This window comes from Mucilaginibacter terrigena (assembly GCF_004168255.1).
Lineage (GTDB): Bacteria > Bacteroidota > Bacteroidia > Sphingobacteriales > Sphingobacteriaceae > Mucilaginibacter > Mucilaginibacter terrigena.
In genome coordinates, this window is sequence record NZ_SEWG01000002.1 from 123,616 (window position 1) to 138,488 (window position 14,873).

Consider the following 14,873-nt stretch of genomic DNA (forward strand, 5'->3'; position numbering starts at 1 on the left):
AACAATACATTGTAATAAGCTATGGCATTTATTGATTACTATAAGATCCTGGGCGTAAACAAAGGCGCATCTGAAAAAGAAATTAAAAGCGCGTACCGCAAGCTTGCCCGTAAACACCACCCCGACCTTAACCCCAACAACCCCGAGGCCGAAAAGCAATTTAAGCTGGCCAACGAGGCCAATGAGGTTTTAAGCGACCCCGAAAAACGAAAGAAATATGATAAATATGGCGAAAACTGGCAGCACAGCGAAGCGTACGAACAGCAGGCCAGGCAGCAAAGCCAGCAGCGGAGCTACGGTGGCGGTGGTGGCGCACAGGGCTTTGGTGGGTTCGACTTTGGCGGGGGCGGTGGCGATTTCTCCGAATTTTTTAATTCGATGTTTGGCGGCGGGCCTCCGGGCAGCGGTGGCGGCAGGCAGCAGGCACGATATAGGGGGCAGGATATGAACGCCCAGTTGCAGCTAAACCTGCGCGATATACTGGAATCGAAAAAGCAAACCATTACCGTTAACGGTAAAAACATCCGCCTTACCATCCCTGCGGGGATAGAGAACGGGCAAACCATCAAAATTACCGGGCATGGCGGCGCGGGCAGTACCGGCGCGCCCGCGGGCGACCTGTACATCACCTTTTCCATCCCCGACGACCCCGAATTTAAACGTGTGGGCAACGACCTGTACCGCACTATTGATCTTGACCTGTACACCGCAGTTTTGGGCGGCGAAATTACCGCCGATACCCTAACCGGCAAGGTGAAGTTAAAAGTGGCGCCGGGTACACAGCCGGGCACCAAAGTAAAACTAAAGGGCAAAGGCGTACCGTTATATAAAAAGGATGGTCAGTTTGGCGACCTGTACCTAACCTATAATGTGCAACTGCCGGCCACGCTTACCGCAAAGCAAAAAGAGTTATTTGAAGAACTGGCTAAATCATAAACCTATGAGAACCGAAAATTTGATAACCGTAACCGATTTTTGTGTGTACCACAATGTGGAATACACCTTTGTTGATTACCTGGCCGATGCCGGGCTGGTGAAGATAACAACCGTTAACAAAACCAATTGCATCCCTGTTGACGAGATCCGGAAACTGGAGCAGCTGGTACGCCTGCATAACGAGCTGGAGATAAACGAACCGGGCATTGCAACCATAAATAATTTGCTGCAAAAACTGGAGGATATGCAGCAGGAAATGAGTGTTTTAAGGAGTAAACTGCGGGTTTACGAAGGATAGTGTTTCAAAAAAAGGTGGATTTTTATTAAACCCTGGTACAGTTATCGTGTCATAGATACAAATGAACGATAATTGTTAATTAAAATTCACTACCATGAAGATCATTAAAATTTCGATAATTGCATTAGTATTAACCTTTAGCATGCAGCTTGCAAAAGCGCAGGTTAGTGTAGGTATAGGAATAAATTTAGGCCACCCCGTAAGATATGTTGAAAGGCCTTATTATTACGACGACTACCAGCGTGTAGTTTATTACGAGCGCCCGGTATATGCAACACGTTACTACGCACGCCCGGTTTACCACACCCGTTATTACGAACGCCCGGTTTATCGCCGCCATGTGGTTTATAACAAACATTACTACCGCGGAAATCCCGGTCATGGCAGAGGCCCGGGTCATGGTCACGGCCATGGTCACGGAAGGCACTAATCCCCTCGATATATAAATAAAAAGCCCTCTAGACGATCGTCGGGAGGGTTTTTTGCTGTTAACGCTATTGCCGGGCTTATTTCTTCAAAAAACCATTTAATGCCTGCTGCGTAAATTCTGATAAAACCAGTTCGCCGCTGATGGCTGCGCGTTCTGTTAATAGCTGGTCCCAGTCTTCGGTGCCTTCCCAAAGAATTTGTTTAAGGCCTATAAGCGCCTGTGGGTGATACGATGCAAGTTTGTGGGTCAACATATCCAGGGCTTCGTCCAGTTGCTTTATATCAGCGTAAACCTCGTTATATAGCCCTTTCTGCATAGCCCATTGCGCCGACTGGAAATCGACCGCGCGGATGGTTAATTGCGAAAAGGCAGGCAGCCCTATTTTGCGAATCACCGCAGGTGATATTACAAACGGCCCGATACCAATAGCAAGTTCGCTTAGCTTGATAGATGCAGCCTCGGTAGCCAGGCAATAATCGGCGCCGGCGGCAAGGCCTACACCACCGCCAACAGCTTTGCCCTGTATACGGGCTATAATGATCTTGGGCGATTTACGGCAGGCATTTACCACATTGGCAAACCCTGAAAAGAATACGGCCCCGGCTTCCTTATCTTTTATCTGCAGCAGTTCATCAAAACTGGCACCGGCGCAAAACGTGCGTTCGCCGGCGCTTTCCAATACAATTACTTTGGTTTGCGCGTTGGCGCTGGCTTCGTTTATTTTGTCGGTAAGGGCCCGCAGCAAGTGGGCCGGAAGCGAGTTTTGCGCGGGGTGGTAAAAGCCTATAGTGGCAATACCATCGGGGCTGGTGTTAATAACAACGTTTCCGTTTTGGCTATCGGTCATGATGTGCGATTGAGATAAATGCATGGCAATATCCGTAAATTTTACGAGCCTGCAAACCGGGAAAAATGATATTTATATTCGGCGTATGTATAGTACGTAGTTAAACCAGCGGCAGTTCAAAATAGAAGGTAGAGCCTTGGCCGGCTTCGCTTTCAACACCGATGGTGCCATTATGGTTGCTAATGATCTCGTGTGAGATGTATAGCCCCATGCCTAAGCCGCTGGTCATGTTCTTTTTATCTTCTACCCGGTAAAAGCGCTCGAATATGCGGCTTTGCTGGTCTTTTGATAAACCTATACCCCGGTCGGTAACAGAAATCCGTACGTTATTATCACGCTCTTGTACAGCAATGATAACCGTTTTATTAGTTTGCGAATATTTTACAGCGTTGTTCAGCAGGTTCATCAACACCTGTTCAAGGCGTTCGGTATTCCCTTTTACAATGTAGTTACCGGCTATTTGCTTTTCGAATTGATAGGAAGGGAATACATGCTCGGCATTCTCTATACATTGGTTCACCAGGTCGGTAATATTTACATCAGCCAAAGCATACTCCAACCGGCCTGCTTTTATCTTACTTACATCAAGCAGGTCGTTAATAAGGCTTTGCAGCTTATTGATAGATACCCCTGCTTTGCCAATATATTGCTTAACAGTGGGTGGCAATTCTTCCTGTTTATAACCTTCAATAAGCTGCAGATAGCCCTTTAAACTGGTTAAAGGGGTTTTAAGCTCGTGGCTGGCAATTCCTATAAATTCGTCCTTGCGGTCCATTTCGCGTTTCTGGTCCTCAATGTCGGTAGCGGTGCCTACCCAAAAAATGATCTCGCCCGCATCATTCCTCAACGGACGGGAACGGTTAAGGTGCCAGCGATAAACACCATCGTGCCGGCGGTAGCGGTTCTCTACCTCAAACATCTCACCGCTCTCTAATGAAGCGTAATACTTTTTAGCGGTTTCTTCCAGGTCTTCGGGGTGTACCAGTTCCTTCCAGCCAAAGCCCCCGGTAGTTTCAAAATCTTTACCTGTGTAATCGTACCAGCGCTGGTTGTAAGAGTTTACATTACCATCGGGCAGGTTGGTCCAGGTCATTTGTACAATGTTGTTAGTAAGCAGCTTAAAGTGCTCACGGCTTATTACCAGGTCGTGTGTGCGCTCTTTTACGGTTGCTTCTAACGTGTTGTTCAGTTTCTCTGTATTGGCCCGCGATTCTTCCAGCTGCTCGTTACGCTGTTGTAATTGTTTCTCGGTATCTTTTAAAACGCTCAGGTCGGTAATAATGATGCTAAGGGCCGCGCCGGTATCCAGCTCAATGGTATTGCACGAGAAAAGGCAATGCATATCCTTACCGTCGCCATCTTTTAATAAAATTTCCTGCCGGCAATCTTCCTCCCAGCCGTTGTTTATAATTTTTTCAAGGCTATCTTTTGACCCGGCAGGTACAAAGGTTTCAAGGGGGGCGCCAATGGCTTTTTCGAGCGGGGTGTTTGCCATTACGGCAAAGCGGGTATTACAATAAAGTATAATGCCATCGCGGTTAATGGTAACCGCGCCCTCGCTCATTTTCTCAATAAAAACGCGGTAAGTTTGGTCCGCTGTTTTTAGCGTATACAACTGGTGGCCGTCGGTGTCTTTTACTACCAGGGCATCAACCTGCCCGGTGCGTATGGCGTTTATGGTTTCCTGCGCTTCTTCCAGTTGAAAGCGCAGTTCCTGAATTTCTTCCGAATGATTCTGCTGCTCCATAATTTAACTGTTATTTGCCAGGCCAAGCCCCTTTAAAACCCTGTGGGTATCACTCATATCGCCAATCATCCTGCGTTCGGGATAGGGGGCTTTTTTGATCATGAGGGGTACGGCTATTACATCTTCTCCCTCGGCAAGTTCGGGCTGCTGATGGATATCGATAACTTCAAGCTCGTAATTACCGTTCAGGTATTTCTCGCAAATAGATTTTACGTTCTCTACCGCGCGGATAGAGTTAGGGGACGCTCCCGTTATAAATAAGCGCAATACATAAGCCCCGGCCGCAGTATCGTTATTTTTTTTGTTCAAACCCTCGTTCTTATCGGCCATAATTACCTGTTAGTACAATTAAGCCGGCCTAATGTTTAAGCCAACCAATACCTTTTCTTCGTTAGAAAGGTCACCAATTATTTTACGGATAGGTTCAGGTACTTTCCTTACCAGTGTTGGTATGGCCAGGATCTGGTCGCCCTCGGCCAACTGCGGTTGTTCTAACAGGTCAATTACTTCTATACGGTACTGCCCCTTTAAATGCTCTTCGCAATATTTTTTCAGGTTGGTAAGCGCGGCTACAGATTTCGGTGTTTTACCTGCCACATATAGCCTAAGCTCCCACTTTTTATCAATTCGCTTTACCATTATTTTTTACGGGATGTTTTGGTTTTTTCTTTATTCTCCGCGGTTTCGCCCCTGCGCATCCTCATCACTTCCTCGCGGTTTTTATTTAATATTTCTTTTTTTAGTTCTTCTTCCAGGTACACCTTGTTCAACTCTTCCTCAACCGATTCAAACTCAGTATGCAGGCTGGCAATTTTAGCCTCAAGTACTTTGCGTTTGCGGATAATTTCCCTGTCTTTACGGTTTACAGCGCTGCTACGGATAGCCTCACCTGTTCGTTCGAGCAGCATTTGCTGCTCGCGGGCCGATCCGGTAAGGATACCGTCGGGGCCTAAATATACATCAACGAGTTGCAGGCCGGTATCGGTAATGATAAACTCGCGAACCTGGTTAGAGTGTTTCATCCCGCGCGATTTCATCACGTATAAGCCGCGGTTGCGTTCGCCGTTAAATTCGATATCGCGCACCAGGATCCAGGCATCTACCAATGATGATACCCCCTCGTCTGTTTGTTCGTTTACAATGGTATTTAAGGATAGGGCGGTAAACATTACCGAGATCTGCTCCTCCTGTAAAAAGTCTATCATGCGCACCAGCATGTTCTTTACCTCACTTACCGACCCGATGTTGATGAAGTTGGTGATAGGATCGATGATAACCACGCTTGGCTTATATTGTTTTATGCATTTGTGCATGGCCACCAGGTGCATCTCTAACCCGTATAAATTTGGCCTTGATGCGTTAAAGTAAAGCAAGCCGCTATCTACATGTTTTTGCAGGTCGATGCCTATCGAACGGATATTACGGATGATCTGGTTCGGCGATTCTTCCATCGCGAAGTAAACACACTTTTCCTTGCGGTTACAGGCCTCGTTGGCAAAAGATGCCGCCAAACTTGTTTTGCCCGTGCCGGCTGTGCCCGATACCAGTACGCTGCCGCCGCGGTACAAGCCTTTCCCACCAAGCATATTATCTAAACCCGACACACCGGTTGATACCCTATCGGTAGATACCTTATTGGCCATCTTAAGCGATGTAACAGGAAGTACCGATATGCCGTCTTCATCAATCAGGAACGGATATTCGTTTGTGCCGTGCACCGTGCCACGATATTTTATAACACGCAAGCGGCGGGTAGTTATCTGGTTTACCACGCGGTTATCCAGCAATATCACACAATCAGATACGTATTCTTCCAATCCCTGGCGGGTTAACGATCCTTCGCCGCGTTCGCCGGTGATGATGGCTGTTACACCTTTTTCTTTAAGCCAGGTGAAAAGCCTCCGCAGTTCGGTACGTAAAACCGCCTGGTTATCCAAACCTGAGAATAAGTTCTCCAATGTATCCAGCACTACGCGCTTGGCGCCGATGCTGTCAATGGCGTAACCTAAGCGTATAAACAACCCCTCAAGGTCATACTCGCCGGTTTCTTCTATCTCGCTGCGGTCAATGTGTACGTGGTCAATTTTTAGTTTATTCTCGGCTTGTAGCTTTTTAAGGTCAAAGCCTAACGATGCCACATTCATGGCCAGTTCATCTGATTTCTCTTCGAAAGCCACAAATACACCGGGCTCGTTATATTGCACGGCGCCGCGTACGATAAACTCTATCGACATTAGTGTTTTACCGCAGCCGGCTTCGCCGCATATTAGTGTAGGGCGTCCAAGTGGTAAACCGCCACCGGTTATTTCATCAAGCCCTGTAATACCGGTAAGCGCCTTTGGTAAAGTGCCGTAAAGTACAGGTTCTTTCTTTTTTTGAGATTTACTCATGCAATCTAAAATTTTTCAATAGTTTCATAAAAGTATAAATTATACCTTACTAAGCAATACTAATTGACTGTTATAGGCCTAACTTACTCAATTATAATTTAATATATCTTCTAAAATTATTCCGGCTTAACTACGTAAAATTGTATTTGTTTGGATTATAACATTTTATTTACATTTCCTGCCGTAAACTATAATCCTTAAATAAAATAATTAACATTCATTTAAATTACCCATGTTATATTAATGGCGTTTTATTGAGCCATTCTTTTGAGGATATTACAGATTAGCATTAATCAAACATAAAAATTATTATTGCATTGCATTATGGCCAAATAAGCTTTTTAGCCCAATATTTATTGCCGTATATTTACTATGTTTTTCTACCCGGGGAATGGAAAATTACAGCTATCCTATACAAAACGAAAATCTTTTTAAAACGATCATAGATCAGTCGCCATCGCCTGTAGGGTTATATGTAGGGCGCGATATTGTAATAACCTTAGCTAACGATGCCATATTAAAGGTTTGGGACAGGGACAGGTCTGTTATTGGTAAAACCTTCAGGCAGGCTTTACCCGAGTTGGAAAGCCAGCCTTTTTGTGATATCCTCGACAACGTTTTTGAAACCGGCGTGTCTTATGAAGCCCACGCAGAACGGGTCGACCTTTTATCGGGCGGGCGGCTGCAAACCTTTTACTTTAATTTTATATATAAACCCCTTAAGGATGATGAAGGCCGGGTATGGGGGATATTGAATACTGCCGAAGATGTTACCGAACTGGTACTTACCCGCCAAAAACTGGCCGAAGCCGAAGAACGTTCGCGCTTTGCGCTTGATTCGGCCGAACTGGGGGCCTGGGATATGGACCCCACAAGCGAAACCGTAACCTGGGACGACCGCTGTAACACGCTGCATGGCTTTGCCAAAGGCGAGGTTACCATGTACAGCGACGTGTTAACCCACATCCATCCTGATGATCTTTTAAGAATAGAGGAAAAAGTGAGTGAAGCGCTTAACCCGCAGGGGGGCGGCGTTTATGACGAGACCTTCAGGATTATTGACCCGGCAAATAAACAGGTGCGCTGGCTGCGCAGCAAGGGCAAGGCTTATTTTGATGATAAGGGCAACTGCATACGCTTTGCAGGCACCACGCTGGATATGTCGAACGAGGTAAGGGATAAAGAAGAGCAGCGCAAACTGGTAACCCTGATAGATAATACGTCGGATTTTATCAGCCTTTCGGATATCGACGGCAATGTTACCTACGTAAACGCTGTTGGCCGTAAAATGGTTGGGCTGGATGATGGGGATGCATTGCCGCATAACTCGGCGTTTATTATGCCGGGCGAAATGGAAAAACTTAATAAAGGGGTGAACCGGTCGCTGGAAAAGCATGGTAAATGGAGCGGCCAGATCTTATATAAACACTTTAAAACCGGCGGGGCTATCCCTGTTTACGGCACATCCATGTACATTTACGGCCCCGGGGGGAATACGCAGGGCAGGGCAACCATTGCCCGCGACCTGCGCGCCGAAATTGCCGGCAAACAAGCGCTTATTGATAGCGAACACCTGCTGCAAAATATAACCAGCGCCGCCCCTGCAGCGCTTTGGATGTCGGACGATAAGGGGATGATAATCTACGCCAATAAAACCTGGACGACATGGACAGGACAATCAAACGAAGAGATTTTGGGTAAAGGCTGGCTGGCTTTTATTTTACCCGAAGACAGGCACCGCGTGGCAGAAAAATTCCTGGAAGACCTGAAATTGCAGCAGCCTTACGAGGTCGACTTCAGGATCCGCCGTAAAAATGGAGAGATCAGGTGGTGTATTGCTACAGGCCACCCGCAATATAACCATGCGGGCCAGTTTATGGGCTACATAGGCGCCTGTACAGATGTTACTGAAAAAACCATTACCGATATTGAGCTGCAACTAAAAAACGGCGAGCTTAACGACCAGATAAAGCAGTTTGAATTTGTGACCGATTTTATGCCGGTACAGCTATGGACAGCCACCACCGACGGCGAACTGGATTACGTGAACCAGCAAACCGTCGATTTCTTCGGATTGCCTATGGACGATATTATTGGCGCTAAGTGGCTTAGCAACGTACATCCCGATGATGAACAGGGGTGTATCAGTACTTGGATGGAAGCCCTGCAAACGGGTAGCCTTTACCAGTACGAGTTTAGGCTGCGCGATAAAAACGGAGAGTATAAATGGCACCTTGCCCGCGCCCTGCCTTTTATTTTAGATGGTGAAATTGTACGCTGGTTTGGCACCAATACCGATATCGACGAGCAAAAACAATTGCAGCGCCAAAAAGATGATTTTTTGGGCATTGCCAGCCACGAATTAAAAACCCCGGTAACCAGTATAAAAGCCTATGCCCAGGTGCTTGGCGCTATGCTGAGCCGCGAAGGGGAGGAAAAGAAAGCCGCCATGGTAATGAAAATGGACGCGCAGCTAAACCGCCTCACCAATTTAATAGGCGACCTGCTGGATGTAACCAAGATAAACTCGGGCCGTATCTTGTTCAATAAAATCTGGTTCGATTTTAACCTGGCGATACAGGAAACCGTGCAGGACCTGCAGCACACCACAAATAAGCATATCCTGGTGATGGATTTCCGGGAAACCGGCAAAATATACGCTGACAAGGAGCGCATTGGGCAGGTAATGACAAACCTGATAACTAACGCCATTAAATACTCGCCGCATAGCAACCGCATCATCATCAGCACCCAGCGCGAGGATAATATGGTTACCGTTTGCGTGGAAGATTTTGGCATCGGCATCCCCGAGGATAAAAAGGAAAAGGTATTTGAACAGTTTTATCGCGTAAGTGGGAGCAAGCAGCATACTTTCCCCGGTTTGGGGCTTGGATTGTACATCTCTAACGAGATAATCAGGCGCGAAGGTGGTAAAATGTGGGTAAACAGCACAGAAGGAAAAGGGTCTGTTTTTTGCTTTTCGTTACCTGTTACAAATGAAACGTAATATTAACGAAACAAAATTTTAACGGCGAGTTAAACTTGAGTACGGTTTTTGTGCTCAAAATGCTGTAATAGATATTAGCCAGATGCCCAAGAAAATAATGATAGCCGACGACGACCCCGGGATTGTTGATGCTGTAGAAATGCTGCTTCAGTTTGAGGGGTATACAGTAACTACCACTGTCGACGGCTCTACTGTGCTTGATATGAAGGACGAACTGCCCGACCTGCTTTTGCTTGATATTTGGATGAGCGGCGAAGATGGCCGCGATATTTGCCGCCAGTTAAAGGCCACCAGGGCTACCCAAAACATCCCCGTAATAATGGTATCGGCAAGCCGCGATATAGCAGCATCGGCGTTAGCCGCCGGCGCCGATGATTTTTTGGCTAAACCATTTGAAATGGATGTGCTGTTACAGAAAATAGAAAAGCTAACGCATTAAGGTTAGCTTTTTTTATGGGGTAATATCATTAAAAACCATGTCATTGCGAGCGATAGCGCGGCAATCGCACGGAGGACAAGTCGCCAATTAGTTCTTCGTTAGGAATGGCAGTGAATGATATTGTTAGCCTGTGGATGTTACTTTCTTTTCTCTCAAAAGAAAGTAACCAAAGAAAAGTCGCGACTTGGTAACACCCTTTGTAAGTTAGTGCTTTATCAGTTGCAGTGCTACCCGTGTGTTACGCTATGTCGCAGTTATAGGTTATCGTTAGGTTCGTCGGGCTCGAAGAAAAATATTCTGAAAATTCTTTAATTCTGAAAATTCGGGTTCAGACAAAAAAGCGTTAGGGATTGCAGCGGATACCGGCCGTGTGGCTAACGCCTGTGCAGTATGAGCGAAAAGCCCGGCCGTAGGAAACGCTCAAACTATTTTTCTTCTCCCCCTTTAGGGGGCTGGGGGGCGTCCTCTGTTCTCCAGGCTTCATAATTTAGCCCCGGTGTTAGCCAGTACAGCAATGCCACCCTCGAATACCGGTAATTAAACGGCGACAGCAATAATATAACGCCCATCAACACCGCAACATACAGCCACGGCGAATTTGAGCCGGTTAAAATATGCAGGCCTACAGCAAAGGTTATCATTTCGGCTACGTTAAACGTATAGCTTACAAACATGGCCACGTACCAGTATCCCGGTTCGCGCTCGTAATGGAGGCCGCAATGCGAGCAGCGCTCGTGCATTTTTTGTCCGCCGAAACTGTATGTAGGGGTGCTGTAAATATCGCCACGGCGGCAGCGCGGGCATTTGGCTTTTATAAATGCTTCTAAAACGTGTACCGGTTTGGCGGGTTTAATATCTGTCGGTGTCATTGTGCTATGGGGTTTTTCCGGAAATCCTCGGGGGTAAGTCCGGTGTATTTTTTAAAGAATTTGGTAAAGTAGGAGTTGTCGGCAAAGTTGAGCTTGCCGGCAATTTCGGTAATGTTAAGGTCAAGGTTTACCAACAGGCGTTTGGCCTCCAGTATCACCCGGTTGCGGATCACCTCGCCCGCCGGTATGCCCAGCATATCGTTACACAAAGCGTTTAAATGGTTGGGTGTGATGTACAGCAGCGCGGCATAATCTTTCGGCAGGCGCAATGTAGCAAAGTTTTTATCCGTAAGTTTCCTGAAGCTTTGCAGCAGGGTATAATTGTAGGTAGGCGCGGTGTTTTGGCTGCTGTGCGCGCTTTGCCTCGCTACCAATATAAACAATTGCAGCATCAGCGTACGGATCAGGTCCATGCCCATGCGGCCGGTTTGTTGGCTTTCGGTTATCAGTTGTTCAAACAGGGCTACTACCTGCTGGTGGATCTCGGGTTTCAGGTTAATTACTTCGTCGTCAACGTTACCGCTAAAAAAGGGCAGGCTTTCCAGATAATCCGGCCGCAGCAAAAACGACTGGAAAAACTCCGCCGAAAAATTGATGATATAACCATCTACCGGCCCTTCAAAATTCCAACGGTGCACCTGCCCCGGCGCCATAAAGTAAATTTGGTAGGGCTTAACCGCAAAGCCGGTAAAATCTATAGAGTGGTTACCCGCCCCTTCGGTAAATAATACCACATGGTAAAAAGTGTGCTTATGCGGCAGGCTTAGGTTTTGGTGTTTTTGTAAATAGGGCGCAAAGCGGCTGATAAGCAGGTCGCTGTGCTGATGGTCAGCCAGGGAGCAGATATCATAAACCGGGAACGCTTTTTTCATACCACAAAGGTACTTAACTATTGGTTGCGGCAATGGTGTTTAATCGGGTTGTTATGGTATTTTTTACTGATTGTGATATAATTTAACCACAAAGGACACGGAGTTTAACACAGAGCGCACAAAGCTTTTCTCAGTGTACTTTGTGATTTTCTCTTTGTGTTCTTTGTGGTTAATAATCGCAAATGAATAATCTTTATTAATTTCACCCCATGCAAAAGCCCGATAGCCTTATTTTTGATATGGATGGCACCCTTTGGGATGCCGTTGACACTTACGCCCACTCGTGGAATGTTGTTTTTGCCGAGCAGGGGATTGATATAACCATTACCCGTGATGTTTTAGCCGGCATGGTGGGTTGGGAAGGCAAGAAAGTGATTGAGGTTTTAATGCCCGATTTTGACCACGATAAACGTGTGGAGATCTATAACATGGTAAACGGCAGGCGCCACAACCTCATTAGCGAGAAGGGTGGCATTTTGTACAACGGTGTTATAGACGGACTGAAACTGCTGGCCGAAAAATACCCGCTTTTTATATTAAGCAATTGTGCCAAAGGCATCATCCGCCAGTTTATCGATTGGGCGGGGATCGACGACCTGATAAAAGACGAACTTGCCCATGGCGTAAACTTTATGCCCAAAAACCATAACATAAAGCTGCTGATGGATAAGCACGGACTTAAAAATCCGGTTTATGTAGGCGATACTGAGGGCGACGGGCAGCAAAGCCGCCTGGCCGGCGTGCCGTTTGTGTTTGTAAGCTACGGTTTTGGCCAAACGGACGATTATGACCTGAAGTTTGACGATTTTACTTCGCTGGTGAATTATTTTGTGAACTTATAAGCGCCAATTAGGTTATCTTTATTATATAATCACAACATCATGAAGCGTCGCGTTTTACCCATTATAATCCTGGTTTTGATAGTAGTGCTTGGCGGTATATTTTATTACCGCTATTACTTTGTTTTTGGCGAAGGCACAAAGGCCGGCACCATGAATTATTTTGTAAAAAAAGGCTACATATTTAAGACCTACGAAGGCCGGCTGATCCAAAGCGGTATCCGCAGCCAAACGCAAGGCAATATTTCGTCAAACGAATTTATGTTTTCGGTAACGGACCCAAAGGTGGCCGATAAACTTAACCATAGCGCCGGCGCCATGCTGGAACTGCATTACAAAGAATATATCCACACCCTGCCGTGGCGCGGGGTTAGTAATTTTGTGGTTGATAGCGTAATGTCGGTTACGCCGGTTGCGCCAACAGCACCGTAAAATACCCTTTCCTTAATGTTGAAATAACACTGTTTTAACATCAAATTTACATTTGGCTTTGCAATATGAAGTTATTGTTAAGTTAGCCGTAATTGCACCCTTGTGTGAGGTTTATTGTACATTTTAGTATCAGAATTACCTGATCATTATACATGTTACGATACGCAAAACACGAGCGCACCCTTAAACAAAACCTTGGCCTTGCATCATCAACCGCGTTCGCGGCAGGCATTATTAACGTTGCCGGGCTGGTGTCGTTCTTCGCATTTACATCCAGCATCAGCGGGCATATGGCTAATTTAGCCAAGAACCTGGTTACCCAGAATTTTTACGAGATAGTTGTATTCGGCATTTGGATGCTGCTCTTCTTTTTAGGGGCGTTTGTGTCCAGCTTTACGGTAAAATCGTTTGGTAAAAAAAACCAGTACAAGGCGCACGCCTTCCCGGTGATACTGGAAATTGTGATCCTGCTTTTTGTTGCCATTTACGGGCATAACTTTTATATGGAAACCAAGATAGAGCGCGAGGTAGTTATCAGCTGCACCATATTTGCCATGGGCCTGCAAACCGGGCTGGTATCGATAGTATCCGGCGGGTTGATCAAATCTACCAGTTTGGCAAGTTTATTTACGGACCTGGGCAGCGAAGTCGCCGAATATTATTACCTGGGCACTAAAAAGGACCGCGAGATACGTAACCGTATATTTGTACGCGTTACCGTACTTGCCTTTTATTTTATAGGCGGCCTGGTTGGCGGTTTCTTTTTTAATAAATACGAGTTTGGAGTGTTTTATTTTGTACCGCTGATATTGTTAATGGTGCTGTTGTGAGGGGATTAGTTGGGCCGGTGGCCTATAGAAGTCATGTCCCATAGGGACAACCGCTTGGTAGCAAATTAAGAATAAATTGGTGACAACACCAACTGGGCGGCAAATCGGGGTTACTAATGCTTAGTTTGTCATTACAGTAATCCGCCGCTCATTGCCGCGGAGGCTACTTCTTTTCTCTTGATAGAAAAGAAGCAAAAGATCAAGTCAGAGCGATGCTTCAACCCGCCCTGCCGGTTCTTAACGCTTTTTTTCTCGATTGTTCGCTGCGCTTCAATCCATCGAAAAAAGCTAAACCGCCATTCCTGCCATACACCCGGCCCGCTCACTCTGACATTTGGGCCAACGCTCTTTTTTCATGAGCTTATATTTGGAGCCTGACAAACGGAACGTTAGCTCAAAATGCAGCATTGGCATGTTCGGGTGGCACTGAAACTGCCTTAGCACTAACTTTCACAGAACAGGACGCAGCTGCGACTTTTCTTTGGTTACTTTCTTTTGAGAGAAAAGAAAGTAACATCCACTGACGCCAATATTATTTACTGCCATTCCTAACGGAGCACTTATTCGCAATCTATCCTAAAGAGATTGCCACACTATCGCTTGTAATTGCCATTCCCTAAAACAACGGATCTGCTTTCCCCGAGTTTGGGGTGAGGATCTTGCTGAGGTTATATTGCCTTTCGGCATCGTCGTTGCCTTTTATAAGTCCTTTTTTAAACAGTCCTTCTAATACCTTGCGGGTTTGCTGCAGATGGGTGGCTTTGTCTGTTTGCGGCTCAAATTCATCCATTTTGGCGGCAACTTCAGGGGCGGTGGCATATTCCAGCTGGGCGAGCGCGTAAACCACATTATCCTGCAGGGAAGCGCCTGCATCGTACTTATGCGGTACGTGCAGGGGCTTATAGTCTTTTAAAAAATCCTGATCGGGGCTGTCCAT

The 14,873-nt window shown here is 46.3% G+C and carries 16 protein-coding genes; 8 read left to right on the forward strand and 8 right to left on the reverse strand.

Annotated features, from left to right (window positions below; genetic code table 11):
* Positions 1-21 precede the first annotated feature (21 nt).
* From EWM62_RS04415 to EWM62_RS04425, 3 genes are all read left to right on the forward strand, one after another.
* The gene (locus tag EWM62_RS04415; RefSeq protein WP_129875449.1) at positions 22-936 is read left to right on the forward strand and encodes a DnaJ C-terminal domain-containing protein; all 915 of its coding nucleotides are present in this window, start codon (positions 22-24) and stop codon (positions 934-936) included.
* Between the two features lie 4 nt (positions 937-940).
* Complete coding sequence (locus tag EWM62_RS04420) at positions 941-1,234, forward strand: chaperone modulator CbpM (RefSeq protein ID WP_162499774.1); 294 nt, start codon at positions 941-943, stop codon at positions 1,232-1,234.
* 94 nt (positions 1,235-1,328) lie between these two features.
* Positions 1,329-1,664, forward strand: coding sequence for a hypothetical protein (locus tag EWM62_RS04425; RefSeq protein ID WP_129875451.1), 336 nt, complete (start codon positions 1,329-1,331; stop codon positions 1,662-1,664).
* 76 nt (positions 1,665-1,740) lie between these two features.
* On the opposite strand, the gene EWM62_RS04430 is transcribed toward EWM62_RS04425, so the two are convergent.
* The 5 genes from EWM62_RS04430 to kaiC all read right to left on the reverse strand — a co-directional run bounded on the left by EWM62_RS04430 (position 1,741) and on the right by kaiC (position 6,648).
* Complete coding sequence (locus EWM62_RS04430) at positions 1,741-2,535, reverse strand: enoyl-CoA hydratase/isomerase family protein (RefSeq protein WP_238989279.1); 795 nt, start codon at positions 2,533-2,535, stop codon at positions 1,741-1,743.
* A 76-nt stretch (positions 2,536-2,611) separates the two neighbouring features.
* Positions 2,612-4,258, reverse strand: a complete 1,647-nt coding sequence (locus EWM62_RS04435; protein WP_129875452.1) for a PAS domain-containing sensor histidine kinase — start codon at positions 4,256-4,258, stop codon at positions 2,612-2,614.
* A 3-nt stretch (positions 4,259-4,261) separates the two neighbouring features.
* A complete protein-coding gene (locus EWM62_RS04440; protein WP_129875453.1) occupies positions 4,262-4,588 on the reverse strand; it encodes a circadian clock KaiB family protein in 327 nt (108 codons plus the stop codon).
* Between the two features lie 18 nt (positions 4,589-4,606).
* On the reverse strand, positions 4,607-4,897 hold the full coding sequence (locus tag EWM62_RS04445; protein ID WP_129875454.1) for a circadian clock KaiB family protein: 291 nt from the start codon (positions 4,895-4,897) through the stop codon (positions 4,607-4,609).
* On the reverse strand, positions 4,897-6,648 hold the full coding sequence (gene kaiC, locus EWM62_RS04450; RefSeq protein WP_129875455.1) for a circadian clock protein KaiC: 1,752 nt from the start codon (positions 6,646-6,648) through the stop codon (positions 4,897-4,899). Before kaiC ends, EWM62_RS04445 begins: the two co-directional genes overlap by 1 nt.
* A 391-nt stretch (positions 6,649-7,039) precedes the next feature.
* On the opposite strand from kaiC, the gene EWM62_RS04455 reads away from it, so the two are divergent.
* Complete coding sequence (locus EWM62_RS04455; RefSeq protein ID WP_129875456.1) at positions 7,040-9,655, forward strand: PAS domain-containing sensor histidine kinase; 2,616 nt, start codon at positions 7,040-7,042, stop codon at positions 9,653-9,655.
* A gap of 82 nt (positions 9,656-9,737) precedes the next feature.
* On the forward strand, positions 9,738-10,094 hold the full coding sequence (locus EWM62_RS04460; protein WP_129875457.1) for a response regulator: 357 nt from the start codon (positions 9,738-9,740) through the stop codon (positions 10,092-10,094).
* A 425-nt stretch (positions 10,095-10,519) separates the two neighbouring features.
* Here the strand turns inward: EWM62_RS04460 and EWM62_RS04465 are convergent, their stop codons facing one another.
* On the reverse strand, positions 10,520-10,963 hold the full coding sequence (locus tag EWM62_RS04465; RefSeq protein WP_129875458.1) for a DUF983 domain-containing protein: 444 nt from the start codon (positions 10,961-10,963) through the stop codon (positions 10,520-10,522).
* Positions 10,960-11,835, reverse strand: coding sequence for an AraC family transcriptional regulator (locus EWM62_RS04470; RefSeq protein WP_129875459.1), 876 nt, complete (start codon positions 11,833-11,835; stop codon positions 10,960-10,962). Before EWM62_RS04470 ends, EWM62_RS04465 begins: the two co-directional genes overlap by 4 nt.
* Positions 11,836-12,044: 209 nt before the next feature.
* Here EWM62_RS04470 and EWM62_RS19210 point away from each other — a divergent pair, with 209 nt between their 5' ends.
* The 3 genes from EWM62_RS19210 to EWM62_RS04485 all read left to right on the forward strand — a co-directional run bounded on the left by EWM62_RS19210 (position 12,045) and on the right by EWM62_RS04485 (position 13,936).
* On the forward strand, positions 12,045-12,677 hold the full coding sequence (locus tag EWM62_RS19210) for an HAD family hydrolase (RefSeq protein WP_162499775.1): 633 nt from the start codon (positions 12,045-12,047) through the stop codon (positions 12,675-12,677).
* A 39-nt stretch (positions 12,678-12,716) separates the two neighbouring features.
* Positions 12,717-13,106, forward strand: a complete 390-nt coding sequence (locus EWM62_RS04480) for a hypothetical protein (RefSeq protein ID WP_129875460.1) — start codon at positions 12,717-12,719, stop codon at positions 13,104-13,106.
* Positions 13,107-13,258: 152 nt separating this feature from the next.
* Positions 13,259-13,936, forward strand: coding sequence for a YoaK family protein (locus tag EWM62_RS04485; protein WP_129875461.1), 678 nt, complete (start codon positions 13,259-13,261; stop codon positions 13,934-13,936).
* 616 nt (positions 13,937-14,552) lie between these two features.
* Here EWM62_RS04485 and EWM62_RS04490 read toward each other — a convergent pair.
* Positions 14,553-14,873 (reverse strand): hypothetical protein, encoded by a 321-nt coding sequence (locus tag EWM62_RS04490; RefSeq protein WP_129875462.1) that lies wholly within the window; start codon positions 14,871-14,873, stop codon positions 14,553-14,555.